At 57.5% G+C, this 24966-nt stretch carries 19 protein-coding genes; 8 read left to right on the top strand and 11 right to left on the bottom strand.

Going from position 1 to position 24966, the window contains the following annotated elements; all coding sequences use genetic code 11:
* Positions 1-98 precede the first annotated feature (98 nt).
* From ACQR3R_RS13090 to ACQR3R_RS13080, 3 genes are all read right to left on the bottom strand, one after another.
* Entirely contained in the window at positions 99-440 is a 342-nt protein-coding gene (locus tag ACQR3R_RS13090; protein ID WP_428272691.1) for a hypothetical protein, read from the bottom strand.
* A 61-nt stretch (positions 441-501) separates the two neighbouring features.
* Positions 502-2037, bottom strand: a complete 1536-nt coding sequence (locus ACQR3R_RS13085; protein WP_428272689.1) for a polymorphic toxin type 44 domain-containing protein — start codon at positions 2035-2037, stop codon at positions 502-504.
* 223 nt (positions 2038-2260) lie between these two features.
* Entirely contained in the window at positions 2261-3886 is a 1626-nt protein-coding gene (locus tag ACQR3R_RS13080) for a methyl-accepting chemotaxis protein (RefSeq protein ID WP_428272687.1), read from the bottom strand.
* Positions 3887-4298: 412 nt separating this feature from the next.
* Between ACQR3R_RS13080 and aceK the strand changes: the two genes are divergently transcribed.
* The 3 genes from aceK to ACQR3R_RS13065 all read left to right on the top strand — a co-directional run bounded on the left by aceK (position 4299) and on the right by ACQR3R_RS13065 (position 11512).
* Positions 4299-6020, top strand: coding sequence for a bifunctional isocitrate dehydrogenase kinase/phosphatase (gene aceK / locus ACQR3R_RS13075; protein ID WP_428272685.1), 1722 nt, complete (start codon positions 4299-4301; stop codon positions 6018-6020).
* Positions 6021-6177: 157 nt separating this feature from the next.
* Positions 6178-10089 carry an ATP-dependent RNA helicase HrpA gene (hrpA, locus tag ACQR3R_RS13070; RefSeq protein ID WP_428272683.1) on the top strand — a complete coding sequence of 1304 codons (3912 nt, stop codon included), beginning with the start codon at positions 6178-6180 and terminating at the stop codon, positions 10087-10089.
* 301 nt (positions 10090-10390) lie between these two features.
* On the top strand, positions 10391-11512 hold the full coding sequence (locus ACQR3R_RS13065) for a beta-ketoacyl-ACP synthase III (protein WP_428272682.1): 1122 nt from the start codon (positions 10391-10393) through the stop codon (positions 11510-11512).
* Positions 11513-11628: 116 nt separating this feature from the next.
* On the opposite strand, the gene ACQR3R_RS13060 is transcribed toward ACQR3R_RS13065, so the two are convergent.
* A complete protein-coding gene (locus ACQR3R_RS13060; RefSeq protein WP_428272680.1) occupies positions 11629-12957 on the bottom strand; it encodes a putative porin in 1329 nt (442 codons plus the stop codon).
* A 280-nt stretch (positions 12958-13237) separates the two neighbouring features.
* Here ACQR3R_RS13060 and ACQR3R_RS13055 point away from each other — a divergent pair, with 280 nt between their 5' ends.
* Positions 13238-14362, top strand: coding sequence for a GNAT family N-acetyltransferase (locus tag ACQR3R_RS13055; RefSeq protein ID WP_428272678.1), 1125 nt, complete (start codon positions 13238-13240; stop codon positions 14360-14362).
* 15 nt (positions 14363-14377) lie between these two features.
* On the opposite strand, the gene aqpZ is transcribed toward ACQR3R_RS13055, so the two are convergent.
* The 5 genes from aqpZ to ACQR3R_RS13030 all read right to left on the bottom strand — a co-directional run bounded on the left by aqpZ (position 14378) and on the right by ACQR3R_RS13030 (position 19449).
* Positions 14378-15073 carry an aquaporin Z gene (aqpZ, locus tag ACQR3R_RS13050; protein WP_428272677.1) on the bottom strand — a complete coding sequence of 232 codons (696 nt, stop codon included), beginning with the start codon at positions 15071-15073 and terminating at the stop codon, positions 14378-14380.
* A gap of 149 nt (positions 15074-15222) precedes the next feature.
* On the bottom strand, positions 15223-17055 hold the full coding sequence (locus tag ACQR3R_RS13045) for an ATP-binding cassette domain-containing protein (RefSeq protein WP_428272675.1): 1833 nt from the start codon (positions 17053-17055) through the stop codon (positions 15223-15225).
* Between the two features lie 85 nt (positions 17056-17140).
* Positions 17141-17704 carry a peptidylprolyl isomerase gene (locus ACQR3R_RS13040; protein ID WP_428272673.1) on the bottom strand — a complete coding sequence of 188 codons (564 nt, stop codon included), beginning with the start codon at positions 17702-17704 and terminating at the stop codon, positions 17141-17143.
* A gap of 3 nt (positions 17705-17707) precedes the next feature.
* Complete coding sequence (locus ACQR3R_RS13035) at positions 17708-18511, bottom strand: alpha/beta fold hydrolase (RefSeq protein WP_428272671.1); 804 nt, start codon at positions 18509-18511, stop codon at positions 17708-17710.
* Between the two features lie 14 nt (positions 18512-18525).
* Positions 18526-19449, bottom strand: a complete 924-nt coding sequence (locus tag ACQR3R_RS13030) for a PA3225 family LysR-type transcriptional regulator (protein ID WP_428272669.1) — start codon at positions 19447-19449, stop codon at positions 18526-18528.
* A gap of 49 nt (positions 19450-19498) precedes the next feature.
* Here ACQR3R_RS13030 and ACQR3R_RS13025 point away from each other — a divergent pair, with 49 nt between their 5' ends.
* The 3 genes from ACQR3R_RS13025 (at position 19499) to ACQR3R_RS13015 (ending at position 21727) form a co-directional block, all read left to right on the top strand.
* Positions 19499-19813: a hypothetical protein gene (locus tag ACQR3R_RS13025; protein ID WP_428272667.1), complete on the top strand. Its 315-nt coding sequence runs from the start codon at positions 19499-19501 to the stop codon at positions 19811-19813.
* Between the two features lie 229 nt (positions 19814-20042).
* Positions 20043-20642, top strand: a complete 600-nt coding sequence (locus ACQR3R_RS13020; RefSeq protein ID WP_428272665.1) for an NAD(P)H-dependent oxidoreductase — start codon at positions 20043-20045, stop codon at positions 20640-20642.
* A 218-nt stretch (positions 20643-20860) separates the two neighbouring features.
* Complete coding sequence (locus ACQR3R_RS13015) at positions 20861-21727, top strand: carboxylate/amino acid/amine transporter (RefSeq protein WP_428272663.1); 867 nt, start codon at positions 20861-20863, stop codon at positions 21725-21727.
* Positions 21728-21746: 19 nt separating this feature from the next.
* Here ACQR3R_RS13015 and ACQR3R_RS13010 read toward each other — a convergent pair whose 3' ends face one another.
* Positions 21747-22634, bottom strand: coding sequence for a LysR substrate-binding domain-containing protein (locus ACQR3R_RS13010; RefSeq protein WP_428272661.1), 888 nt, complete (start codon positions 22632-22634; stop codon positions 21747-21749).
* Between the two features lie 160 nt (positions 22635-22794).
* Here ACQR3R_RS13010 and ACQR3R_RS13005 point away from each other — a divergent pair, with 160 nt between their 5' ends.
* Complete coding sequence (locus ACQR3R_RS13005) at positions 22795-23439, top strand: isochorismatase family protein (RefSeq protein WP_428272659.1); 645 nt, start codon at positions 22795-22797, stop codon at positions 23437-23439.
* A 117-nt stretch (positions 23440-23556) separates the two neighbouring features.
* On the opposite strand, the gene ACQR3R_RS13000 is transcribed toward ACQR3R_RS13005, so the two are convergent.
* Complete coding sequence (locus tag ACQR3R_RS13000; RefSeq protein ID WP_428272657.1) at positions 23557-24855, bottom strand: mechanosensitive ion channel domain-containing protein; 1299 nt, start codon at positions 24853-24855, stop codon at positions 23557-23559.
* Positions 24856-24966: the final 111 nt, after the last annotated feature.

Genomic DNA, 24966 nt, shown 5'->3' with positions numbered 1-24966 from the left:
TTTTTTGTCCAGATAGTCGTCTGCGGCCGTAAACGAAAAATACCGACAGAACTCACCGGACATTTCTCCTTGACCGGCTAGAGTGTCGCCACGGGCGGCTACGGCATCACCAAATCCCAGTCGCATACCTTCAGTCGATCAATGTCCGTGCCACTGTTTTCTTTGATATCTATATCTCCATTTGCGTCGAGGTATATATGGGCTCTGGGCCACTTTGGTGTGATGCTGACGCAATGCCATCGATTTTTTATGTTGTTGTACCAGGAAAACTCCATGAAGAATTCACTGTCCGGGAATAAAACTCCACGGTCATTGGTCAAACTGCCGGGAGGCATTCTGCCTCTATCAATTCGATCTTCGACGTTCCATGTAAACTTGATCTCCTGACGACCATCTTCAGAGTAATGGACAGTCGCTTTCGGTAAGATGATCTGCCACATAATAATTGCCAGTAGCGGTATCAGCGGAATTGATAATAACGTTAGAAAAAGTTTTAAACATTTAATCGCAAATGTGGGCACGTATTCCGTCTCCCCAATTGTTGGGCGAAACGGCGAGAACTTCGTCCATGATTATCTTGGACGTTATGCCTCCGTTACGGTATTGACTCGCGAGCTTCACGCCGATACTGATTGATACTCTATCGGCGACATCGTCCCAAGACCGAAAGTCCGTCCACGGGCTAGCGCTTGCACGAGGTCCAGGAAGTTTCCTGGCTACTTTTGGTGGATTTATAAAATCTCCGATTCTATTGCCAATGTCGGTGACGATTTGTTCCGCCCCTGCGCCATCCAATAAAACGCTTTCTGAAATTCCACCGATAATCCCTACGTATCCGTAATGGATGTTCGACCAAATGTCATAGAAGTAGTCGTACTGCCCCTGTTTGTGATGAACTTTTGGGAATATTTTCCGCAGCTTCGGCTTGTGATCCCAATCCTGTCCCTGACCCACTTTCTGAGTCCAGATTACCGCCGCCGCTGCTTTGTTTTTCATCGCAATAGCGTGGTAGCTAGGTGGTCCACGCAGACGGGCGATAGGCGCCAAGTGCTCATACTTCGCTTCTTCCGCGACAGGGTCGTAGTCAATCAACCGCCTCATTTCCAGCACAGCCGGGTCGTGGATATTGCGATTCATCTCCCCAGCAATGTACTCCGCCAACTGTTCCATCATGTCGGGATGAGTACAGGTGGTGGTGACGCTGAAGGAAATGTAGAACGGCGGGATATTGGTGTTCGGAAACCAGACAATCCTGTCTTGATACAGCGGTGGATGGACTGGTTTCACCAAGGTTTTGTCGGCAGCATCCGTGGGTGGGTAGACCCACACCGGCGCAAGGGGTTGAGCGTCTTTAAGATGCGATGTTTGCTTTACCGCATCGAGTGTCAGTATCAGCTTGAGTCCTTGGCCCAACTCGACAATAAGCCGGTCGCCGTCGGCGTTAGCTGCGACAACCGGAACACTTTCCCACTCTTTGTTGTTTCCGGTGTAGAACCCATAAGCGCGTACTGAATCGTCAGCAAGACGTTCAACGTGGATCCGGGCGCGGGTCTTGCCCATTGCCAGCGAGCCATATTGGTCAAGGGTGTAAAGCGCGCGGTCGAGTGGTGTCGTGTCCGGCATCAGCACGGCAGCCAGAACTTTCAAACCTGGCGGTGAGGTCGAAAGCGTTCCGCCGAGGCGGCGGGTAAGCGCCGTGGCAGTGCTGGTGCCTCCGATCCAGGCTAATGGCGTGCTTGCGGCAGTCTCTGCAGAGTCGCTGGCCAGTAAGGCAAAAGGGCCGTATTGCGACAACAGCTCAACGGGAATGAAACCGCCGGGGTTGTCGTGATTGATTAATCCGTTGGGCAACGAACAGCTTTTGGCAAACACGCAGCCCTTGGGTTCAAGATTGTCTGTTTGCGGCGATGCGGGATGCTCGTTGCGCCGAGCCTCATCACGAGCCTGTTCCTGCTCGTATTGATCAATGGCTGCCTGCTGGCGAGCGTAGTCTGCAAGGGTTGGTGTTCGGGCGGCACAGGCGGGACAACCACACATGATCGAGCCTACATAGAATGAAGGCCGTCCACCCTAGAGGCCGGTTTACGTGTTGGCTGTAGGGCTATTCGCTAATGCAGTGGTCCACTTTCCGAGTTTGTTGTCCCGATAGTCGCCTGCAGACGTAAACGAAAAATACCGACAGGACTCACCGGAACTCCTTCCTTTTATAAGGTCAGGAGTTTTGCAGTGAGCCTTGCTTATGGCACCTGCAAACCAGGGGTCAGATTATAAAACGGGTCACCAAGCCATTGAGGTCGACTGCCAGCCGTGACAGTTCCTGGCTGGCGGCGGAGGTCTGGGTGGCGCCTGCTGCGGTTTGAGTTGAGAGGTCGCGAATGTTGACCAGGTTTTGATCGACTTCACGGGCGACCAACGCCTGTTGCTCGGCGGCGCTGGCGATCACCAGGTTGCGCTCGTTGATTTGCGAAATCGACGCGGTGATTTTCTCGAGTGCCTGGCCCGCGCTGTTGGCCCGACGCAAGGTCTGGCTTGCTTGTTCTGCACTGCTTTGCAATGCGCTGACGGTGGCGCTGGTGCCTTGCTGGATGTTGCTGATCATCAACTCGATTTCTTCGGTGGAGTTCTGTGTGCGTTGCGCCAGAGAACGTACTTCATCGGCGACCACGGCAAAGCCGCGTCCTGCTTCACCCGCCCGAGCCGCTTCGATGGCGGCGTTCAGCGCCAGCAGGTTGGTCTGCCCGGCAATACCGCGAATCACCTCCAGCACTTTGCTGATGTCTTGTGCCTGTACGGCAAGGCCCTCAGCCTGTCCGGAAGCGCGGAGGACTTCGCTGACCAGCCCTTGAATCGAGGTGATGGTTTCGCTGACTTGAACATGCCCGTGTTTGCTGTCTTCGTTCGAGGCCTGGGAGGCTTCGGCACTGGAGACGGCATTGGCGGCGACTTCATCCACCGCAGCGCTCATCTCGGTGACGGCGGTTGCAGCCATCTCGATCTGATCATTTTGCTGCTGCAGGCCACGGGTGCTTTCTTCCATCACAGAACTCATTTCCTCGGCGGCGCAAGCCAGTTGCTTGGCCGAGTCACTGATGCCGCGAATGGTGGTGCGCAGGCTTGCTTGCATGTCTGCCAACGCGTCAAGCAACTGCCCGGCTTCGTCCTTGCCGCTGCTGACAATTTGCCCGCTGAGGTCGCCGGCGGCGATCTGTCGAGCGACTTGCAGTGCTTGATTGATCGGTGTGGTGATGCTGCGAGTCAGCAGCCAGGCCAACAGCAACGTGGCAGTCAACGCGAGCAAAATGATCGCTGCGACAATCCACTGCGCGCGCTGGTAAAGCGAGGCGGCGAAGTCGGCAGCGGCGTCAGCTCCTTGTTGATTGGTGCTGATCATCTGTTCCAGGATTTTGTCGAGAACCGTGCCTTGGGGGGCCAATTCATTGCTGAGTCGCTGAGCTGCCTGTTCATTTTGGCCGGCGTCAATCTGAGTAATGATTTGCTCCAGAATGGCCATGTACTTCGCCGCCGCAGCGTTCAGGCTGTCGAGTTGCGTGCGCTCCTGATCGCTGGACAGTAGCGCTTTATGGTTTTGCAGGCGCTCAAGCAATTCCTGCTTTTGAGCGCTGATGATGCCTTTGCTTTTATCGCGGCCAGCCGTCTGGCTGGTGGTGAACAAGCGAAGGGATTCGAGGCGGATGGCGGCGATATTTGCCGCACTGTCATGGATGCTTTCAATGCTCGGCATCCAGGCTTCTTCGATGACCGTTGCGCTTTCGCGCAGGGTCGCCATTTGACCGAGACCGAACAGACCAACCACGACCAGCAGACCGGCCAATATGGCAAAACTGAGACTGGCGCGCAGACCTATACGCATATTCCTGACTGACATCGTTGTAACTCCTTGAGCGTTTTTAGGGGGAGTCTTCGTGTACCGAAGATCTTGTTTTTAGGCAGGTAACGGCGCGCTGTATAGCAAAGTGCCACTACTTTAGTAAGGTCAGTATTTCCAGTTTTCTGAACGTACCGAGGGCTATCAGGAGATCGCGGTCAGCAGGATGATTGGTTTGCCTGGCGAGTGATTGGATCCCAAACCCGCAGAACTCAAGGGCTGCAGATGAATCGATTAATCGTCGATCAGACGACTGGCAAGGACGGTTTTTGACCGAATGGTCGATTAAAAATAATCTGAAAAATTTTGTTTCAGCTCACACACCATTCCGGCGCAGACCGAAATTACGCTTCTCCTGCACCCGGTTCACTGGCTAAGCTCTGGGTCTTCGAATTCCCGCAGAGGTCTCACCATGCCGCAGCAATGGCCCGCCGCCGATATCGCTCGAATGATCCTCGATGGCTTTGACGATTACCGTGAGCATTTCCGTCAGATCACCGACGGCGCCCGGAGCCGCTTCGAACAGGCCAAGTGGCAAGAGGCGCAGACCGCGTCCGCTGCTCGGATCAATCTGTACGAAGAAAAAGTCGGCGAAACCGTAGACCGTTTGCAGGCGGCGTTCGAAACCGATGCGCTGATGGATGTCAGTTGCTGGCCACTGGTCAAAAGTGCCTACATCACTTTGATCGACCTGCGCTTTGACGATGAACTGTCCGAGACCTGGTACAACTCGATCTTCTGCGGGTTGTTCAGTCACGACCTGATCAGCGACGGCTGCATGTTCATCCATACCACGCGGCCAAGCCTGCGTCGGGCGCGGGCTGCGCAGACGCGCACGTATAAGCCTCATGGGCATTTGTCCGAGATGTTGGCGAGCATCTTTGCCGACTACCGCTTCAGCGAGGATTACGCCGACCTGTCCGGGGATCTGTGTCGCCTGGAAGCGCAATTGCGCGAGAACCTGCCAGATTGGGTGTGCAAAGACCCGGAGTTGTCCGTCGAACTGTTTTCCTCGGTGCTGTACCGCAACAAGGGTGCCTACCTGGTGGGGCGCATTTACACCCAGGACGAGCAGTGGCCGCTGGTGATCCCGCTGCTGCACCGCGAGGGCCGCGGCATTCAAATCGACGCGCTGATTACCGACGAAGCCGATGTGTCGATCATCTTCTCGTTCACCCGTTCGTATTTCATGGTCGACGTACCGGTGCCGGCGGAATTCATCGGTTTTCTCAAGCGCATCCTGCCCGGCAAGCACATTGCCGAGTTGTACACCTCGATCGGCTTTTACAAACACGGCAAGTCCGAATTCTACCGGGCGCTGATCAATCACCTGGCCAACACCGACGACCAGTTCATCATGGCGCCGGGCGTGCGCGGCATGGTGATGAGCGTGTTTACGCTGCCAGGTTTCAATACCGTTTTCAAAATCATCAAGGATCGTTTCTCACCGTCGAAAAACGTCGACCGCGCCACGGTGATCGAGAAGTACCGGTTGGTGAAAAGTGTTGACCGGGTAGGGCGCATGGCCGATACCCAAGAGTTCGCCGATTTCCGTTTCCCGTTGAGCAAATTCGACCCTGCGTGCCTCGAAGAGCTGCTTGAAGTGGCTGCGTCCACGGTGTCGGTCGAGGGCGATACGGTGCTCATTCGTCACTGCTGGACCGAACGCCGGATGACGCCGTTGAACCTGTACCTGGAAAACGCCAACGAAGCGCAGGTGCGAGAAGCGCTGGAGGATTACGGCCTGGCGATCAAGCAATTGGCGGCGGCGAATATTTTCCCGGGGGACATGCTGCTGAAGAATTTCGGCGTCACTCGTCACGGGCGCGTGGTGTTTTATGACTATGACGAAATCTGCTTTTTGACTGAGGCCAATTTCCGGCATATTCCGCAGCCACGTACGCCGGAAGATGAGATGGCGTCTGAACCGTGGTACTCGATCGGGCCGCTGGATGTGTTTCCCGAGGAGTTTCCGCCATTTCTGTTTGCCGATTCCGGTCAGCGCAAATTGTTCGATCAACTGCACGGCGAGTTGTACAACGCCGATTATTGGAAGAGCCTGCAAGAAGCCATTCGCGCCGGCAAAGTGATCGACGTGTTCCCGTATCGGCGCAAGGGCTTCGATAACGAGTAGTTCCCCGCGATTGCTGCGCAATCGATCGCGAGCCGTGAGCCCCGTCGTGGTGAGGGGATTTATCCCCTCGCCACAAAAGCTGGGTGGATTCGTCGCCGTGCACCCAAATCTGCGACAATCCGCCTTCTGCGCCACTAGACGACTGAATTGCGTACCGATGACTGACGAATCGCCCTCCATCGACAAACTGCTGAAAAACCTCGATCACGCCATGCTCGCCGACCGCCACCGGCTGCGGCGGCAGTTGCTTGAGCTGCGCAAAAAACCTGACGAGGCCAAATTGGCCCAGTGGGTGACGCGCATGCAGGCTTCGTGTGATCAGGTGTTGGCTCGACGTGCCAGCCTGCCGGTGATTCGTTACGACGACAGCCTGCCCATCGCCGCCAAACGCGACGAAATCAAAGCGGCGCTGCTCAAGCATCAAGTGCTGATCATCGCGGGCGAAACAGGTTCGGGCAAAACCACCCAGTTGCCAAAAATCTGCCTGGAAATCGGTCGCGGGCAACATGGCCTGATTGGTCACACGCAGCCTCGTCGAATCGCCGCCCGCAGCGTGGCCAGCCGGGTTGCCGAAGAACTGGGCACACCGTTAGGCGCGCTGGTCGGCTATCAGGTGCGGTTCGAGGATCAGAGCGATTCCAACACCCTGATCAAGTTGATGACCGATGGTATTTTGCTGGCCGAAACCCAGAACGATCGGTACCTCGAACGCTACGACACGATCATCGTCGACGAGGCTCACGAACGCAGTCTCAATATCGACTTTCTGCTCGGCTACCTGAAAACCTTACTGCCTCGGCGCCCGGACCTGAAGGTCATCATTACCTCGGCAACCATCGATCTGGAGCGCTTTTCCAAGCATTTCGACGATGCACCGATTGTCGAAGTGTCCGGCCGCACCTTCCCGGTAGAAACCTGGTATCGCCCGCTGACACTGGAGCAGGACGAAGAGGGCAACCGCGTTGAGGATGACCTGACGGTGGATCAGGCGATTCTCGCCACCCTCGACGAAATTGCCGCGTTCGAACGCAGCGAGCGCAAGAGCCCGGGCGATGTGCTGGTGTTTTTGCCCGGTGAGCGCGAAATTCGCGACGCCGCCGACATGTTGCGCAAGGCCCAGCTCAAACACACTGAAATCCTGCCGTTGTATGCACGCTTGTCACCGGCCGAACAGCAGCGGATTTTCCAGTCGCACCCGGGCCGTCGTGTCGTGTTGGCAACCAACGTCGCCGAGACTTCGCTGACCGTGCCGGGCATTCGTTACGTGATCGACAGCGGCACCGCGCGCATCAGCCGTTACAGCTATCGCGCTAAAGTCCAGCGTTTGCCCATCGAGGCCATTTCCCAGGCCAGCGCCAACCAGCGCAAGGGCCGATGCGGACGGGTCGAGCCGGGTATTTGTGTGCGGCTGTTCAGCGAAGAAGATTTCATCGGGCGCCCGGAGTTTACCGATCCGGAAATTCTGCGCACTAACCTCGCGGCGGTGATCCTGCAGATGCTGCACCTGCGCCTCGGCGAGATCACTGATTTCCCGTTTATCGAACCGCCTGACGGCAAAGCCATCAGCGACGGTTTTAACCTGCTGCAAGAACTCTCCGCCGTTGATCGCAACAGTCAGTTGACGCCGCTCGGGCGTCAGCTCGCGCGGCTGCCAGTGGACCCGCGCATGGGCCGTATGTTGCTTGAAGCGGCGAAACTGGGCAGCCTGCAGGAAGTGCTGATTGTTGCCAGTGCAATGTCTATTCAAGACCCGCGAGAGCGCCCGCCGGAGCGTCAGCAAGCGGCCGATCAGGCGCACGCGCAATGGAAAGACGTGGACTCGGATTTTGCCGGGTTGGTCAATCTGTGGCGTGGTTTTGAAGAGCAACGCCAGGCGTTGACCGCGAGCCCGTTACGCAACTGGTGCCGCAAGCACTTTCTGAATTACCTGCGTCTTCGCGAATGGCGTGACTCTCATCGCCAGTTGAGCCTGATTTGCCGCGACATGCAGCTGAGTGTGAATAAAGAGCCGGCGGATTACCCCAAATTGCACAAAGCGGTACTCTCGGGTTTGCTGAGCCAGATCGGCCAGAAAACCGAAGACGGCGATTACCTCGGCGCGCGTCAACGGCGGTTCTGGATTCACCCGTCATCGGGGCTGGGCAAGAAACGCCCGCAATGGTTGATGGCCGCCGAACTGGTCGAAACCACCAAGCTCTACGCGCGCATGGTCGCCAAGATTGACGCCGACTGGATCGAGCCGCTGGCGGGGCACCTGATCAAGAAAAATCACTTCGAACCGCATTGGGAGAAGAAGCGCGGGCAAGTTGTGGCGTTCGAGCAAATCACCTTGTTCGGGCTGATCGTGGTCGGCCGTCGGCCGGTGCATTACGGGCCGATTGATCCGGTGGTATCGCGTGAGTTTTTTATTCGCGAAGGCCTGGTGCGCGGCGAGATTCAGTCCAAGGCCAAGTGTTTGCAGGCCAACGCGCAACTGCTGGAGCAGCTTGACGAACTGGAAGCCAAGGCGCGCCGACGTGACATTCTGGCCGACGAAGAAACCCTGTTTGCCTTTTACGACGCGCGCCTGCCGGCGGAAATTCATCAGACCGCCACGTTCGATAGCTGGTATCGGATCAACAGCCAGAAAGCCCCGCAGCTATTGATCATGCGCGAAGAGGACGTGCTGGCCCGCGAAGCCATTGAAGTCACCGCGTTGCATTACCCGGACACCTTGCACATCGGCGATCTGGAGCTGGCGCTGAGTTACCACTTTGAGCCAAATCATCCGCGCGACGGTGTGACCCTGCGCGTGCCGGCGCCACTGTTGCCGATGTTGCCACCGGAGCGTCTGGAATGGCTGGTGCCGGGTGTCATCGAGGCCAAATGCGTCGCACTGGTGCGCAACTTGCCCAAAGCGTTGCGCAAGAATTTTGTGCCGGTGCCGGACTTCGTCAAAGCCGCGCTGCAGCGCATGACCTTTGCCGACGGTTCGTTGCCTCAGGCGCTGGGGCGCGAATTGTTGCGCATGACCGGCGTGCGCGTCAGTGATGAGGCGTGGGCCGAAGCGGCGCAACAAGTTGACAGTCATCTTCGAATGAACCTGGAGATTGTCGACGGTCAGGGCAAGTTTCTTGGCGAGGGTCGAGACCTTGCCGAGCTGACCGCTCGTTTTGCCGAGGCGAGCCAGGCTGCGCTAGCGGTGCCGCAAACCGCGAAGAGCCAGCAACCGGTGGAGGCGAAGGTGTTCGCCGCTGTGGCGCAGAAGACTCAACAGAAGATCGCCGGGCTGTCGATGACGGTGTATCCGGCGTTGGTGGAGGAGAACGGCACGGTCAAGGAAGGGCGCTTTTCTACGCCAGCCGAAGCCGAGTTCCAGCACCGCCGGGCGTTGCAGCGATTGCTGATGCAACAACTGGCCGAGCCGGCGAAGTTCTTGCGCGGCAAGTTGCCGGGGTTGACCGAACTGGGCCTGATGTACCGCGACATGGGTCGGGTCGATAGCCTGGTGGAAGATATTTTGCTGGCCAGTCTCGACAGTTGCATTCTTGATGGCGAAGACCCGCTGCCGCGTGATGGCGTTGGTCTGGCAGCGTTAGCCGAGCGCAAACGTGGCGGCTGGACTGAGCATGCCGAGCGGTTGGCCAAGCTGACGCTGGAGATTCTCAAACTCTGGCATGGCTTGCAAAAACGCTTCAAGGGCAAGATCGATCTCGCGCAAGCGGTGTCGTTGAACGACATCAAGCAGCAGCTTGGTCATCTGGTGTATCCGGGCTTCGTGCGTGAAACGCCGATGCAATGGCTCAAAGAGCTGCCACGTTATTTGAAAGCCATCGAGCAACGCTTTGAAAAACTCGGCGCCCAGGTGCAAAAGGACCGGGTGTGGAGCGGTGAGTTATCCGGTCTTTGGGCTCAATACCAGACCCGTGCCAACAAGCATGCGCAGGAAGGCAAGCGCGACCCGCAGCTGGAACTCTATCGCTGGTGGCTGGAGGAATACCGGGTGTCGCTGTTTGCGCAGCAATTGGGGACCAAAGTGCCGATTTCCGATAAGCGCCTGAACAAGCAGTGGAGCCAGGTCGAGCCATAGGCCTGTTGTGCGGTGAGGGGATTTATCCTCGTGGGTCGCAACGCCGCCGCAAAATCTGCAGTCTCGGCCTATCAGATAAGCCTGGTGGGCTGCGTTTGATCCAGCAAATAGGGCCAAAAGTCGAGGTTTATGGCAAACTTCGCGCCTATAAACGCCCGTCCCGCGGTTTTGAGCCTTTGCAGGCTCCAGGCGGATCGGAATAAAGCGATGCCAGGTTTGCATCCTGTGACGGGATCGGACCCTTTGTGTATTGGTACGTCGGTGCCAATGCTTTCTGCCTGAACAGATTAGAGAAACGACCATGCATAATGTCGTCATCAGCGGCACCGGCCTGTACACCCCGGCCAACAGCATCTCCAACGAAGAGCTGGTGCAGTCTTTCAACGCTTACGTCGCGCAATTCAACGCCGACAATGCCGAGGCCATTGCACGCGGTGAGGTCCAGGCTTTGACTGAATCCAGCGCAGCGTTTATCGAAAAAGCTTCTGGCATCAAAAGCCGCTTTGTCATGGACAAAGAGGGCATTCTCGACCCGCAACGCATGGCGCCACGCCTGCCCGAACGTTCGAACGACGAATGGTCGGTGCTTTGCCAAATGGCCATCGGCGCGGCCGAGCAAGCCTTGCAGCGCGCTGGTAAAACCGCTGCGGACATTGACGGGGTGATCGTTGCCTGTTCCAACCTGCAACGCGCCTATCCGGCGATTGCCATTGAAGTTCAGGAAGCGCTGGGTATCCAGGGTTTCGGCTTTGACATGAACGTTGCCTGCTCCTCGGCGACCTTCGGCATTCAGGCTGCCGCCAACAGCGTGCAACTGGGCCAGGCCCGGGCGATCCTGATGGTCAACCCGGAAGTGTGCACCGGTCACCTGAACTTCCGCGACCGCGACAGCCACTTCATCTTTGGTGATGCGGCGACTGCGGTCATCATCGAGCGTGCGGACCTGGCGACGTCCAAGTACCAGTTCGATATCGTCAGCACCAAGTTGCTGACCAAGTTCTCCAACAACATCCGCAATAACTTCGGTTTCCTCAATCGCGCGGCGGAAGAGGGCATCGGTGCGCCGGACAAGTTGTTCGTCCAGGAAGGTCGCAAAGTGTTCCGCGACGTGTGCCCGATGGTGGCCGAGTTGATCGCCACCCACCTCGACGAAAACAAGCTTAACGTCAGCGACGTGAAGCGCTTCTGGCTGCACCAGGCCAACCTCAGCATGAACCACTTGATCGTCAAGAAACTGCTGGGCCGCGAAGCCAGCGAGGAAGAGGCACCGGTTATTCTCGACACTTATGCCAACACCAGTTCTGCAGGTTCGGTGATTGCGTTTCACAAGAACCAGGATGACCTGGCCGCGGGCTCGCTGGCGGTACTCAGCTCGTTTGGCGCGGGTTATTCGATTGGCAGCGTGATTCTGCGCAAGCTGTAAAGCCACAGCAAAACAGCCCGGCGTTGACGTATCGGACGGATGATGGGGACCGATACAACAACGCCAGGCTGTGAGTAACTACTCGAGCGTCCTTGCCCGAGTATTGATGCTTGCAATCAGAACTTCGCTTCAGCATCCAGTTGCAGGGTGTTGATGTCGGAGTCGGTCTTCCTGAGGCTGGCGTTGGTGTAGTCGGAGTTAGCCATGAAGTACGTGGCGCCGAGTGCGAAGTTCTTGTCGATTTCGTAGCTCACTTTCAACTTGCTGCCGCGCGAACCGGTGTAGCCGTTGGCGAAGTCAGAGTCGGTGAAGGCACCCACCACGGCGTTACGCTGGATATCGCGGTAGTTGTAGTCCACGTTGAAACCATAAAGTTTGGATTTCACACCCGCCAGCCAGCCAGTGTCCTGGCCGTTGCTGGCTTCGGTGTTGTTGACGTACTGGCCGTAAATCGACAGCGGCATTGGCAGGCCGCCGATATCGAGCTGACCGAAACCTTCGTACAACTTGAATTCTTCGTTCGGGCTGTTGCCGTTGACGGCCAAGGCGCATGGCGCGGTAACAGTGCCCGTGGTTGGGCAGGCGCTGCTCTTGTCGTTGTCGTAGGCGTAGATGCTGCCGCCCAAGGTCATTTTCAGGTTATCGGTAATCGCGAAACGCGCGCCCAATTGGCCGGCGTACAAACGCAGGTCGTGTTTGAACTGCACGCCCTCGCCGTCGACGTTGTCCTTGAGGGTGTAGTGACCGGCGCTGCCGAACAGCTCGGTGCTGCCCAACGGGTATTTGTAAGTGACTGCCAGGCCTTCCGGGTTGATGTCGCTATCCCAGATGATGTCGCCCATGCTCACCCACGGTTGTGACATTTTGCCGCCGATCAGGTGCAGGTTCTCGATCGCCTTCGGGTGGTAGTCGACATAACCCTGGTCCAGCCAGATCTGCTTCTTGTCGAAGTAGTTGTTCAAGTCCTGGTTGGTGGAGCGAGCGTCGTCGCTGCTGCCAGTGGCAATACGGATGCCGGTGTCCACTTGCGAGTTGATTTCGGTGTAGGCACCCAGACGTGCGCGAATGCGCTGGCGGTCCTGGTCCTTGCTGTTGGGAACGCCATCGTTGTGAACCGTTTCTTCACGAAAACGCACGTCACCCTTGAACTGGGTCTTGGCGGCCCACGCCAGTTTCTGATCGAAGGCGCTCAGGGTGTCGGTTTTTTTGGCGGTTGCTGCGATCTGCTCGTTGGTCTCTTGCTGAGCCTGACGCGCGATTTGTTGGTCTTTCTGATCCCTGGCCAACTCGGCTTGCAATTCGGTGTACTGCGCAGGCGAAATCGAGCCGTTTGCCTTGAGCATGTCGAGCAGTTTGGCGTCGACTGCGGCGCTGGCCGGAACACTCATGGCCAGCAGCAGACCACCGCACAGGGCTGCCGCAGTTTTCGTGGAAGCAAGACGCATATCAATCTCCGAAGATGAAAGGGGATGACTTGGCCATCCAGGACACAACCGACCGATGTCGGACGGAAAACAGTGGCCGGGTAGAACCCGACGCTCTAAAAACAGGCGCCAGTATCGCGATGGTTTATGACAGAGCAGTGGCAAAGTGATGGCGTTGAGATGACGATGTGTATCTGCCCGCAATGCCCTTTGTAGAGCCATGCCGGTGGATAGTCGTGTGGCTTTGGCGGTGATAAGCGATACTCGCCAGGCTTTCATGCAAGAAGTGGAGAGAACGTCGATGCCGTTGCAACGCCTGGAAAATCTGTCCCAAATAGCGCCGCACATATGGGATGCCTTGGTGCCCCAGGATCAGCCTTTTCTGCGTCACGCCTTCTTGAGCGCGCTGGAAGACAGTGGCAGCGTGGGTCCTCATTCCGGCTGGCAGCCCGAGCATTTGCTGCACATGGAAGGAGATCGCCTGATCGCCGCGCTGCCCAGTTACCGCAAATGGCACTCCTACGGCGAGTACGTGTTCGATCACGCATGGGCCGATGCCTGCGAGCGTGCCGGTATCGACTACTACCCCAAACTCTTGACGGCGGTGCCGTTCAGTCCGGTCAGCGGGCCACGCTTGCTGGCAGCCACTGTCGAGGAGGGTTTCGAACTGCTCAAGAGCCTGCCGGGCTACCTTGAGATTGAGCAGCTTTCCAGTGCCCACATCAACTTCACTGACCCCTTCACCGATGCCGCGTTGGCCGAACAACCTGGCTGGCTGCAGCGGATAGGCTGTCAGTACCATTGGCAAAATCGCGGTTACCGGGACTTTCAGGATTTTCTCGACGTTCTCGCCTCACGCAAACGCAAGCAGATGCGCAAGGAGCGCGAGCAAGTGGCGGGGCAGGGCATTGATTTCGAATGGCTTGAAGGCGGGCAACTGACGCAGCAGCAATGGGACTTCGTGTATGCCTGCTATGCCAATACCTATGCAGTACGGCGGCAAGCGCCGTATCTGACGCGCGAATTTTTCAGCTTGTTGGCCGAGCGTATGCCGCAAGCAATTCGTGTGGTGTTGGCCAAACAGGGTTCACGCCCGGTGGCGATGGCTTTCAGTCTGGTGGGGGGCGACAGTTTTTACGGTCGTTACTGGGGATGCCTGGCGGAGTTTGATCGCCTGCACTTCGAAACCTGTTTTTACCAGGGGATGGACTACGCGATTGCCAACGGCTTTCAACGTTTCGATGCCGGGGCACAAGGCGAGCACAAATTGATTCGTGGGTTTGAACCGGTGATCACGCACTCGTGGCATTACCTGCGGCATCCTGGCCTGAAAGCCGCGGTCAAGGACTTCCTGCGCCAAGAGCGTGTCGGGGTGCTGGCGTATGCTGAAGAGGCGAGGACCGCTTTGCCTTATCGACAAAACTGATCCTCGCCTGATCCTTCAACTGTCTTCCTTGCCTAACCAGCGATACGTCACACCGCCGACTACCGCACCCAACATCGGTGCTACCCAGAACATCCACAATTGCGCGATGGCCCATCCACCGACAATCAGTGCCGGGCCGGTACTGCGGGCCGGGTTGACTGAGGTGTTGGTGACGGGAATCGAGATCAGGTGGATGAGCGTCAAGGCCAGGCCGATGGCTATCGGTGCCAGCCCTGCGGGTGCTCGCTTGTCGGTGGCGCCGAGAATGATCAGCACAAACATCGCCGTCATTACCAGCTCGCAGACAAAGCCTGCTGCCATCGAGTATTTGCCGGGAGAGTGTTCGCCATAGCCATTGGATGCCAGGCCGGAAGAGAGTTCGAATCCTTCCTTGCCGCTGGCGATGTAGTAGAGCAATGCAGCGGCGATAATGCCGCCAATGACTTGGGCGATGATGTAGGCCGGCAGTTCCTTGGCGGGAAATCGACCGCCAACAAACAAACCGACCGATACCGCAGGGTTGAGATGGCAGCCCGAGATATGGCCAATGGCGAATGCCATGGTCAACACCGTCAGGCCAAACGCCAGGGCCACGCCAAGCACCCCGATTCCAAGCGGAGAAGACGCGGCCAGAACCGCACTGCCGCAACCACCCAATACCAGCCAGAACGTACCTAACAACTCAGTGACTGAACGCTTGAACAGAGACATGAGAGCGTCCTTGATAGGGGATCCTATCGGGACTGTTTCGAGTTTTGCATCCTGCAGATTTACGACAGGCTCAAGCCTAGAACCTTGGCTCAGTACAGCAGGGTTTTGCTGGAATGCCAGTCAGGGCTAATGGCCGATCAAGGTAGCGCTCAGTCAATCCCGACAAACCCTCCGGTCTGGTGCTGCCACAACCGTGCATACAATCCGCCGTGGGCCAGCAACTCGGCGTGGGTGCCGGTTTCGGCGATCTTGCCGTTTTCCAGCACCACCAACCGGTCCATGCGGGCGATGGTCGAGAGCCGGTGGGCGATGGCGATTACGGTTTTGCCTTGCATCAGGGTTTCCAGGCTTTCCTGGATGGCTGCTTCGACTTCCGAGTCCAGCGCCGAAGTGGCCTCGTCCATGATCAGGATCGGTGCGTCCTTGAGCAGCACGCGGGCAATTGCGATCCGCTGACGCTGCCCGCCGGAGAGCTTCACCCCGCGTTCACCGACGTGAGCATCGAACCCGGTACGACCTTCGGAGTCCGAGAGCAACGGGATGAATTGGTCAGCCTTGGCCTTGTGCACCGCCTCCCAAAGTTCAGCCTCGGTAGCGTCGGGCCTGCCGTAAAGCAGGTTGTCGCGAATCGAGCGGTGCAGCAGCGAGGTGTCCTGGGTGATCATGCCAATGCGCTCGCGCAGGCTTTCCTGGCCAACCTCGGCGATGTTCTGGTCATCGATGAGGATTCGCCCGCCCTGCACGTCATACAGCCGCAGCAACAGATTGACCAAGGTCGATTTGCCGGCACCCGATGGCCCGATCAAACCGATTTTTTCACCGGGTTTGATCGAAAGGTTAAGGTCACCGATGATGCCGCTCTTCTTGCCGTAGTGGAAATCCACATGCTCGAAGCGCACCTCGCCACGAGTGACCTGAAGCGGTTTGGCCTGCTCGTGGTCGGTGACGCTGACCGGTTGGGCGATGGTCTGCAAACCGTCCTGAACCATGCCGATGTTTTCGAAGATGCCAGTGACCACCCACATGATCCAGCCGGACATGTTGACGATGCGGATCACCAGGCCTGTGGCCAACGCGATGGCGCCCACCGAAATCAGCGATTGGCTCCACAACCACAAGGCCAGGCCAGTGGTTGTGACAATCAGCAAGCCGTTCATGCTGGTAATGGCCACGTCCATGCTGGTGACGACACGGCCAGCCATTTGGGCCTTTTCGGTTTGTTCCTTGATCGCTTCCTTGGCGTATTGCTGTTCAAAATTGGTGTGGGCAAACAGCTTCAGGGTGGTGATGTTGGTGTAGCCGTCGACGATCCGTCCCATCAGCTTGGAGCGCGCATCGGAAGACTTCACCGAGCGGTCCTTGACCCGTGGCACGAAGTAATAGAGCGCGCCGATAAAACCTGCAATCCAGGTGATCAGCGGAATCATCAGGCGCCAGTCGGCTTCGGCGAACAGCACCAGTGCGCTGATGGCGTAGATCAGCACGTGCCACAGCGCATCCACGGCTTGCACAGCGGAGTCGCGAAGGGCGTTGCCGGTTTGCATGATGCGTTGGGCGATACGCCCGGCGAAGTCGTTCTGGAAGAAATTCAGGCTCTGTTTGAGTACATAGCGGTGGTTCTGCCAGAGAATCAGGCTGGTCATGCCCGGCGTCAGGGTCTGATGCACCAGCAAGTCGTGCAGGGCGAAGAAAATCGGCCGCAGGACCAGTGTTACAACGACCATCCAGGTCAACTCTAGCGCGTGATCCTGAAAGAAATTCGGGTTCGGCGTGCCCTGTGCCAGGTCGATGATGCGGCTCAGGTAATTGAACAGCGCAACTTCGATCAACGAGGCGAACAGGCCAACGACGAGCAGGGCGGCGAAACTCGGCCAAACCTGCTTCAGGTAATAGGTATAGAAGGGGAGAACCCGATCTGGCGGGGCCGCCGTCGGTGCGTCGCGGAAAATGTCGATCAGTTTTTCAAAACGGCGATAAAGCATCAGTTCTCCGCCCGCGCACGGGCTCTCCTTTGAACAACGTGAGCGGCGGCGCGATCCGGCAGCCGCTCAAGGCACCCTGTACAGCTTAGTCGATACGCTTGGCCGACTTGATCAGTACCGGGTCGATGGGCACGTTTTGCATGCCGCTTTTAGTCGTGGTTTGCGAGTTGACGATGATGTCCACCACGTCCATGCCCTTCACCACTTTGGCGAACACGGCGTAACCGGCATCGCGACCCGGATCGAGGAAGGCATTGTCGGCAACGTTGATGAAGAACTGGCTGGTGGCGGAGTCCGGGTTCGACGTACGGGCCATCGACAGCGTGCCACGAACGTTGTGCAGGCCGTTGCTGGCCTCGTTCTTGATCGGGGCGTTGGTGTCTTTCTGGTTCATTTGCTGCGTGAAACCGCCGCCCTGAACCATGAATCCAGGAATTACCCGGTGGAAAATCGTGTTGGTGTAGAAGCCTTTGTCGACGTACTCAAGGAAGTTCTTGGTGCTGATCGGCGCCTTGACCGGGTCCAGTTCGATTTCGATCTGGCCGTTGGTGGTGTCCAGCAGGACATGCGGCGCCTTGGCGGGCGTGGCGGCCATCAGGTTGGCGGCAAACAGAACGGAGCCAGCGACGAGGGCAATTTTTTTCAACATGGGTCAATGATCCTGAGTGGTGGTGTCGACTTCGGTGAGAAACTCGAGCAGGGTTTGGTTGAAGTGTTCGGGTTGGTCGAGCGGGGTGGCGTGGCGCGAATCGGCGATCACTACCAGCCGCGCATCGGGCAGCAGTTTTACGTAAGTTTCTTTTAACGAGACCGGTGTGTAATCACGGTCCGCGCTGACGATGAGGGTTGGACAGGACACTGCCGAAAGTCGTTCCTGAACGCCCCAGCCAACGATCGCATCGAAGCTGGCGAGATAAGCATGTTTGTCGTTTTTTGCCCAGCGTTCAGCCATTTTTTGTCGCAAGTCTGCCTGTTCCGGCTTCGGAAACAGCTTGCCGCCCAAGGCTTTGCCGATGGTGCCCAGACTTAAAGCGCGCATCAGGCTCCAGCGCTTGAACCACTGCCAATAGTCATCACGACTGCGTAGCTTGACCTCGGGTGCGCTATTGACGATGCACAGGCTTTTGAGCAACTGCGGCTGATCAACGGCGAGTTGAAAGCCGATCATGCCGCCCATGGACAGACCGACGTAGTGCGTCGGACCAAGGTTCAAGTGTTCGATCAGGGCAATCAGGTCGGCACTGAAACCGGCGATGGTATAGCGCTCGCGAGGTTTGTCGGAGCGCCCGTGGCCGCGCACATCGGGGACGATCACCCGGTAACGGGCAGCAAGCGCCGGGATTTGCATCTCCCAATCGAGCGTGCTGGAGCCCAGCCCATGCACCAGCAGTAACGGCGTGCCGTGGCCATATTCCTCGTAGTGCAGGTGACAACCTTCGTGCTCGAAATAGGCCATGCGTTCACTCCGTGTCAGGCTTGTTCAGGGGCGGCAAAAGGCGCATCCAGCGGCGCCGTGTCGAAGGTTCGCAACAGTTCGATGAGAATCTGCGTTGCCGGGCCCAGTGGTTTGTCCTTGTTCGAATAGAGGTAGAAGCTCGGGTTACGGCTGCCGCCCTGATCCAACGGTAGCAGCTTGAGCGTACCGTCCTTGAGTTCTCGTTCGATCATGTGCCGTGGCAGCCAGGCGAAGCCCAGTCCGCTGCCGACAAAGGTTGCTGCGGTAGCAAGGCTGCCGACGGTCCAGCGCTGCTCGGCGCCGAGCCAACCGACATCCCGTGGTTGCTGGCGGCCCGAATCGCGGATCACCACTTGCATCTGGCTTTCCAGGTCTTGAAAGCTCAACACCCGGCCCAGACGATGCAGTGGATGTTCGGGATGGGCCACGGCGACGAACTCGACATCGCTCAGTTCCGCGCCCAGATAACCGGGAATGCTGAAACCGGTGATGGCCAGATCGGCCACGCCTTCGAGCAACACTTCCTCGACGCCCGACAACACCTCTTCACGCAAGCGCACGCGGCAGCCACGACTTTGCGGCATAAACGCCGTCAGCGCGCGAACGAGACGGGCGCTTGGGTACGCCGCGTCGACGACCAGCCGCACTTCCGCTTCCCAGCCTTGCTCCATGTGGTGGGCGAGGTCTTCCAGCTGACTGGCCTGTTTCACCAGTTGCCGCGAGCGACGCAGTAATACGCCTCCGGCCTCGGTCAACACCGCTTTGCGGCCGTCGATGCGCAGCAGTGGCACGCCGAGTTGGTCCTGCATACGCGCCACGGTGTAGCTCACGGATGATTGCGAGCGGTGCAGCGCTTCGGCGGCTTGGGCGAAACCACCGTGATCGACCACGGCTTGCAATGTTCGCCATTGATCAAGGGTCACGCGGGGCGCTTTCATGAATAGCTCCTCTTGTCCTAAGCTGGCAGTTCTTATTGGAGACTGCCGAATGAAAAAATTCTGTTGTGTGGTGTTGGCAATGTTGCCGTTGACTGCGTTTGCTTATCCGATTGATGTTCAAAAAAAGCTGAATGGCCTAAGCATTGATTACAACGCGTTTGACACCGATAACGACATCGCCTCCATCCAGGTCAACAACTTCGGCACCACCGATGCCATCTGCAAGGTGGTATTCAATAATGGCCCGGAGGCGCCACGCACACGCAAGATAGACGTGCCCGCTGGCAAGCACAGCAATGCCACTGCGAAATTCACCCGCACCATCATCAAGATGCGTATCGACCTGACCTGCGAACCTAAATGACCCGCGACCTGTGGGAGCGGGCTTGCTCGCGAAAACGTGGTGTCAGCCAACATCCCTGTATTTGACCCTGCGCTGTCGCGAGCAAGCCTGCCCCCACACGTGTCGTGCTCAGCTTATAAACGAATTTATTGATGGTTTATAGCAGTTATTTGCGCTTTTTCATCGATATGGCTCTGCTTTAACCTTCACTCCATCGCCTTACAGCATTCTCAGATGGAGCCTACATCCCATGTCCCGCGTTCTGATCATCGAAAGTAGCGCCCGTCAGCAAGACTCGGTTTCCCGTCAACTGACCCAGACCTTCATCAGCCAGTGGAAAGCCGCGCATCCAGACGATCAGATTACCGTGCGTGACCTGGCTGTGAACCCGGTGCCGCACCTGGACATCAATCTGTTGGGTGGCTGGATGAAACCGGCGGAACAGCGCAACGATATCGAGCAGGCATCGCTGGAACGGTCCAATCAGTTGACCGACGAACTGCTGGCAGCCGACGTGCTGGTGATGGCCGCGCCGATGTACAACTTCGCGATCCCGAGCACCCTGAAAGCCTGGCTCGACCATGTGCTGCGTGCCGGTGTGACCTTCAAGTACACCGACACTGGCCCCCAAGGTTTGCTCAGCGGCAAGCGTGCTTACGTGCTGACGGCTCGCGGCGGCATCTATGCGGGTGGCCCGGCAGACCACCAGGAACCGTACCTGCGCCAAGTCATGGGTTTCATCGGGATTCATGACGTGACTTTTATTCACGCCGAGGGCATGAACCTGGGCGGTGACTTCCAGGAGAAAGGCCTGAACCAGGCAAACGCCAAACTTTCACAGGTCGCCTGAAACGTTTAATCGCCAGATAATCTCTGAATGTTCTAGTGCTCTGGCGCCACCCTTCAAGGTTTACGCGCATCGAACCTCCCTTGGCACTTGTTGCTCCTGAGTGCAGTAGCCCGATTGAACGCATTAGCGAGATCGGGCTTTTTTTTGCCTGCGATTGAGTGAATTCGCAGAGAAAGGTAAAAACCGCTATCGTCGCCGCCATTCAAAACGAGGCGACCATGGGCTATTTACTTTTCGTGACGCTGATTCAGGCGTTTTCTTTCAGCCTGATCGGCGAATACCTGGCGGGGCATGTCGACAGCTATTTCGCGGTGCTGGTGCGTGTGGTGCTTGCGGGTTTGGTGTTCATTCCGCTGACCCGTTGGCGCAAAGTCGAGCCGGCCTTCATGCGCGGCATGCTGCTGATCGGCGCGTTACAGTTTGGTGTGACCTACGTTTGCCTGTACCTGAGCTTCCGGGTGCTGACGGTGCCCGAAGTGTTGCTGTTCACCATTCTCACGCCGCTGCATGTGACGTTGATCGAAGATGCGCTTAACCGCCGGTTCAACCCATGGGCGCTGATTGCAGCGTTGGTGGCGGTACTCGGCGCGGCGGTGATCCGCTATGACCGGATCAATCCGGATTTCTTCATGGGGTTCCTGCTGCTGCAACTGGCCAACTTCACCTACGCCGCCGGTCAGGTGCTTTATAGGCACCTGGTGGCTCGGCACCCAAGCGATTTGCCGCATTACCGGCGTTTTGGCTACTTCTATCTGGGCGCATTGGCGGTAGCGTTGCCGGCATTCCTGTTGTTCGGCAAGCAGAATTTCCTGCCCGAAGCACCGTTGCAGTGGGGCGTGCTGGTATTCCTCGGTCTGGTGTCGACAGCGTTGGGTTTGTACTGGTGGAACAAGGGCGCCTGCCTGGTCAACGGCGGCACGCTGGCGGTCATGAACAACCTGCATGTGCCGGTGGGATTGCTGATCAACCTGCTGATCTGGAATCAACATGAAGAGCTTGGACGCTTGTTCCTCGGAGGGTCGGTGATTTTGATGGCGGTGTGGATCAGCCGCTTGGGCGTTCGCAAGCCGCTGGCCATCACCTGACTGACTAAAAGGTTCTGCGTTATTTCTCGGCCAACTGCGCCACTAGAAACTCGATAAACGTTCGGGTTTTTTGTGGCACTCGACGTGCTGATGGGTACACCGCGTTAATGGTGATCGCCGGGGCTTGCCATTCACACAGCACTGGCACCAGCCTGCCAGCCGCCAGCGCATCCTCGACGATAAAATTGGGCAGCAGGGCAATGCCCATGCCGGCCTCGGCAGCTTGCGCGAGCAAGTCGCCATTGTTGGCATGCAGCGGCCCGGTCACGTTAACGCGTTGGGTTTCTTTGCCGTTGCAAAGCTGCAAACTCACACCACTTTGCAGATAGCCGTAGTTGAGGCATTGATGCGCGCGCAGGTCTTGCGGGGTTTGCGGGGTGCCAGCACGTGCCAGATATGCTGGCGACGCCACCATGATCCGAGGCGCGGGGGCCAGTTGCCTGGCAATCATCGTCGAGTCCGGCATGCTGGCGATGCGCAGGGTCACGTCGAATCCGCCGCGCACCGGGTCGACCTGTTGATCGCTGAGCACCAATTGCAGTTCGATGTTTGGATGCTGTTCATGAAACAGCGGGATTAGCGGCCCCAATCGACGCAAGCCGAAGGACATCGGCGCATTGACCCGCAACACTCCGCGCAACTCACCTATCCCGTTACGCGCACGCTGCTCGGCTTCGTCCAGCGATGCGAGCACCTCCACTGCCGCGTCGAAATACTCGGCGCCAGCCTCGGTCAAGTGCAGGCTGCGCGTGGTGCGTTGCAGCAGCTGCACGCCGATGGCTTCCTCCAGCGCCTGAATCTGTTTACTGACTTTTGATCGCGGCACATCCATCGCTCGTGCCGCGGCGGCGAAGCCATTAGCGCTGACCGTCACCACGAACGCGCGCATGCATTCTATGCGATCCATGATTGTCCCTATTTTAGAATCAATGATTCTCGATTTTATGGGATTGTCCCTTTTATGGCCAGTCCTTAAAGTTACCTCCAAGCCGACGAAAACGCCGCTGCAGGCAGCGTCGAGCCACCCATTACTTATTTCAAAAAATCGACATCAAAAGGAACGCGCCATGTCTATTCGTGAATTGCTCAACCCAACCAACTCCGCACTGATCCTGATCGACCACCAGCCACAAATGGCTTTCGGCGTGCAGTCGATTGACCGTCAGACCCTGAAGAACAACACCGTCGGTTTGGCCAAGGCTGCCAAGATCTTCAACGTACCGACGATTTACACGTCGGTGGAAACCGCGAGCTTCAGCGGTTACATCTGGCCAGAACTGCTCGCGGTGCACCCTGATCAAAAACCGATCGAGCGGACGTCGATGAACTCCTGGGAAGACAAGGCGCTGGTTGATGCGGTGAAAGCCACCGGGCGCAAGAAACTGATCATTGCTGCGCTCTGGACTGAGGTCTGCCTGACCTTCCCGGCACTGGAAGCGTTGGCAGAAGGCTACGAGGTGTACATCGTTACCGACGCGTCTGGCGGCACCACCAAGGAAGCTCATGACATGTCGGTGCAGCGAATGATTCAGGCCGGTGCGGTGCCGGTGACCTGGCAACAAGTGTTGCTTGAGTACCAGCGCGATTGGGCTCACAAGGACACTTACGATGCGGTCATGGGCCTGGTGCTGGAACACAGCGGCGCCTACGGCATGGGCGTGGATTACGCTTACACCATGGTGCATAACGCACCGCAGCGGCAGGTCAAGTAAACCGACGCATCACCTGTGGGAGTGGGCTTGCTTGCGAAGATGGAGTGTCAGTCGATTTAGACATCGCCTGACACAGCGCCTTCGCGAGCGAGCCCGCTGTCACAGGGCTTTTTCAGGTTACATGATGTGTTTTTCAGCCTCGGGAATGTGACTTGCGCCGAGCACCGCAGGCAGTAAGCCGGCCCGCAGATCCCCGCCGCTTGGCTGTTGATAAAGGCTCAGGCCAAACTCCGGCAGCACCGCCAGCAGGTAATCGAAAATATCTCCCTGAATGCGCTCGTAATCGGCCCATGCCGTGGTGCGGGTGAAGCAGTAGATTTCCAGCGGAATGCCCTGAGCAGTGGTCTGCATCTGGCGAACCATGCAGGTCATGTTGGGTTGAATTTCCGGGTGGCTGTTCAGATAGGCCAGCGCATAGGCACGGAAGGTTCCGATATTGGTCATCCGACGCCGATTGGCCGACATCGCCGCGACGTTGCCCTGGGCTTCGTTCCAGGCCTTGAGCTCGGCCTGTTTGCGGCCAATATAGTCGGTGAGCAAATGCACCTGACTCAGCTTCAACTCTTCCTCATCCCTTATAAAACGTACGCCGCTGGCATCGATGTACAGGCTGCGCTTGATCCGCCGCCCACCGGATTGCTGCATTCCGCGCCAGTTCTTGAACGACTCGGACATCAGGCGCCAGGTGGGAATCGACACGATGGTCTTATCGAAATTCTGCACCTTCACCGTGTGCAGGGTGATGTCGACCACGTCGCCATCGGCGCCCACTTGCGGCATTTCAATCCAGTCGCCCACGCGCAACATGTCGTTGCTGGTCAACTGCACGCTGGCGACAAATGACAGCAAGGTGTCCTTGTAGACCAACAGGATGACCGCTGACATAGCGCCCAGACCCGACAGCAGCAACAGCGGCGAACGGTCGATCAGCGTGGCAACGATGATGATTGCGCCGAACACGTACAAGGCCATTTTTGCCAGTTGCACGTAGCCTTTGATCGAGCGGGTTCGGGCATGCTCGGTGCGGGCGTAGATATCGAGCAGGGCGTTGAGCAGTGCGCCGATCGCCAGTACCAGGAACAGAATGGTGAATGCCAGGGCCACATTGCCGAGGAATATCATGCTGGTCTTGCTCAGTTCCGGCACTAGGTGCAGGCCAAACTGGATCACCAATGACGGAGTCATTTGCGCCAGTCGATGAAAGACCTTGTTGTGCCGCAGATCGTTGACCCAATGCAGCGCGGGCTGACGAGCGAGCAATTTAGTGGCGTGCAGAACCAGATAACGCGCCACTCGTCCGAGGGCCAGCGCTATCACCAGCAGCACGATTAGCGCGATGCTGGAATGCAGCAGCGGGTGTTGATCGAGAGTGCCCCAAAGGTCTTGGGCGTTGAGCCAGAGCTGTTTGATATCCATAAGCTGAAACGGTTCTTTTGTGAGACGCGACGGGGTAATTAGAGCATTTAAGACGCTTTGTATTACGTCTGGGGACAAATCAGGCAACAAAAAAGCCACTGTTTACCGCCG

It is taken from the genome of Gordonia sp. IEGM753 (assembly GCF_050321825.1).
Taxonomy (GTDB): Bacteria; Pseudomonadota; Gammaproteobacteria; order Pseudomonadales; family Pseudomonadaceae; genus Aquipseudomonas.
This window is presented reverse-complemented; position numbering and strand designations above follow the sequence as displayed.

What these genes read in the sequence shown, in the direction of transcription:
- ACQR3R_RS13090 (WP_428272691.1), bottom strand. Translation starts at nt 440, where the DNA reads ATGTGGCAGATCATCTTACCGAAAGCGACTGTCCATTACTCTGAAGAT.
- ACQR3R_RS13085 (WP_428272689.1), bottom strand. Translation starts at nt 2,037, where the DNA reads ATGTGTGGTTGTCCCGCCTGTGCCGCCCGAACACCAACCCTTGCAGAC.
- ACQR3R_RS13080 (WP_428272687.1), bottom strand. Translation starts at nt 3,886, where the DNA reads ATGTCAGTCAGGAATATGCGTATAGGTCTGCGCGCCAGTCTCAGTTTT.
- aceK (WP_428272685.1), top strand. Translation starts at nt 4,299, where the DNA reads ATGCCGCAGCAATGGCCCGCCGCCGATATCGCTCGAATGATCCTCGAT.
- hrpA (WP_428272683.1), top strand. Translation starts at nt 6,178, where the DNA reads ATGACTGACGAATCGCCCTCCATCGACAAACTGCTGAAAAACCTCGAT.
- ACQR3R_RS13065 (WP_428272682.1), top strand. Translation starts at nt 10,391, where the DNA reads ATGCATAATGTCGTCATCAGCGGCACCGGCCTGTACACCCCGGCCAAC.
- ACQR3R_RS13060 (WP_428272680.1), bottom strand. Translation starts at nt 12,957, where the DNA reads ATGCGTCTTGCTTCCACGAAAACTGCGGCAGCCCTGTGCGGTGGTCTG.
- ACQR3R_RS13055 (WP_428272678.1), top strand. Translation starts at nt 13,238, where the DNA reads ATGCCGTTGCAACGCCTGGAAAATCTGTCCCAAATAGCGCCGCACATA.
- aqpZ (WP_428272677.1), bottom strand. Translation starts at nt 15,073, where the DNA reads ATGTCTCTGTTCAAGCGTTCAGTCACTGAGTTGTTAGGTACGTTCTGG.
- ACQR3R_RS13045 (WP_428272675.1), bottom strand. Translation starts at nt 17,055, where the DNA reads ATGCTTTATCGCCGTTTTGAAAAACTGATCGACATTTTCCGCGACGCA.
- ACQR3R_RS13040 (WP_428272673.1), bottom strand. Translation starts at nt 17,704, where the DNA reads ATGTTGAAAAAAATTGCCCTCGTCGCTGGCTCCGTTCTGTTTGCCGCC.
- ACQR3R_RS13035 (WP_428272671.1), bottom strand. Translation starts at nt 18,511, where the DNA reads ATGGCCTATTTCGAGCACGAAGGTTGTCACCTGCACTACGAGGAATAT.
- ACQR3R_RS13030 (WP_428272669.1), bottom strand. Translation starts at nt 19,449, where the DNA reads ATGAAAGCGCCCCGCGTGACCCTTGATCAATGGCGAACATTGCAAGCC.
- ACQR3R_RS13025 (WP_428272667.1), top strand. Translation starts at nt 19,499, where the DNA reads ATGAAAAAATTCTGTTGTGTGGTGTTGGCAATGTTGCCGTTGACTGCG.
- ACQR3R_RS13020 (WP_428272665.1), top strand. Translation starts at nt 20,043, where the DNA reads ATGTCCCGCGTTCTGATCATCGAAAGTAGCGCCCGTCAGCAAGACTCG.
- ACQR3R_RS13015 (WP_428272663.1), top strand. Translation starts at nt 20,861, where the DNA reads ATGGGCTATTTACTTTTCGTGACGCTGATTCAGGCGTTTTCTTTCAGC.
- ACQR3R_RS13010 (WP_428272661.1), bottom strand. Translation starts at nt 22,634, where the DNA reads ATGGATCGCATAGAATGCATGCGCGCGTTCGTGGTGACGGTCAGCGCT.
- ACQR3R_RS13005 (WP_428272659.1), top strand. Translation starts at nt 22,795, where the DNA reads ATGTCTATTCGTGAATTGCTCAACCCAACCAACTCCGCACTGATCCTG.
- ACQR3R_RS13000 (WP_428272657.1), bottom strand. Translation starts at nt 24,855, where the DNA reads ATGGATATCAAACAGCTCTGGCTCAACGCCCAAGACCTTTGGGGCACT.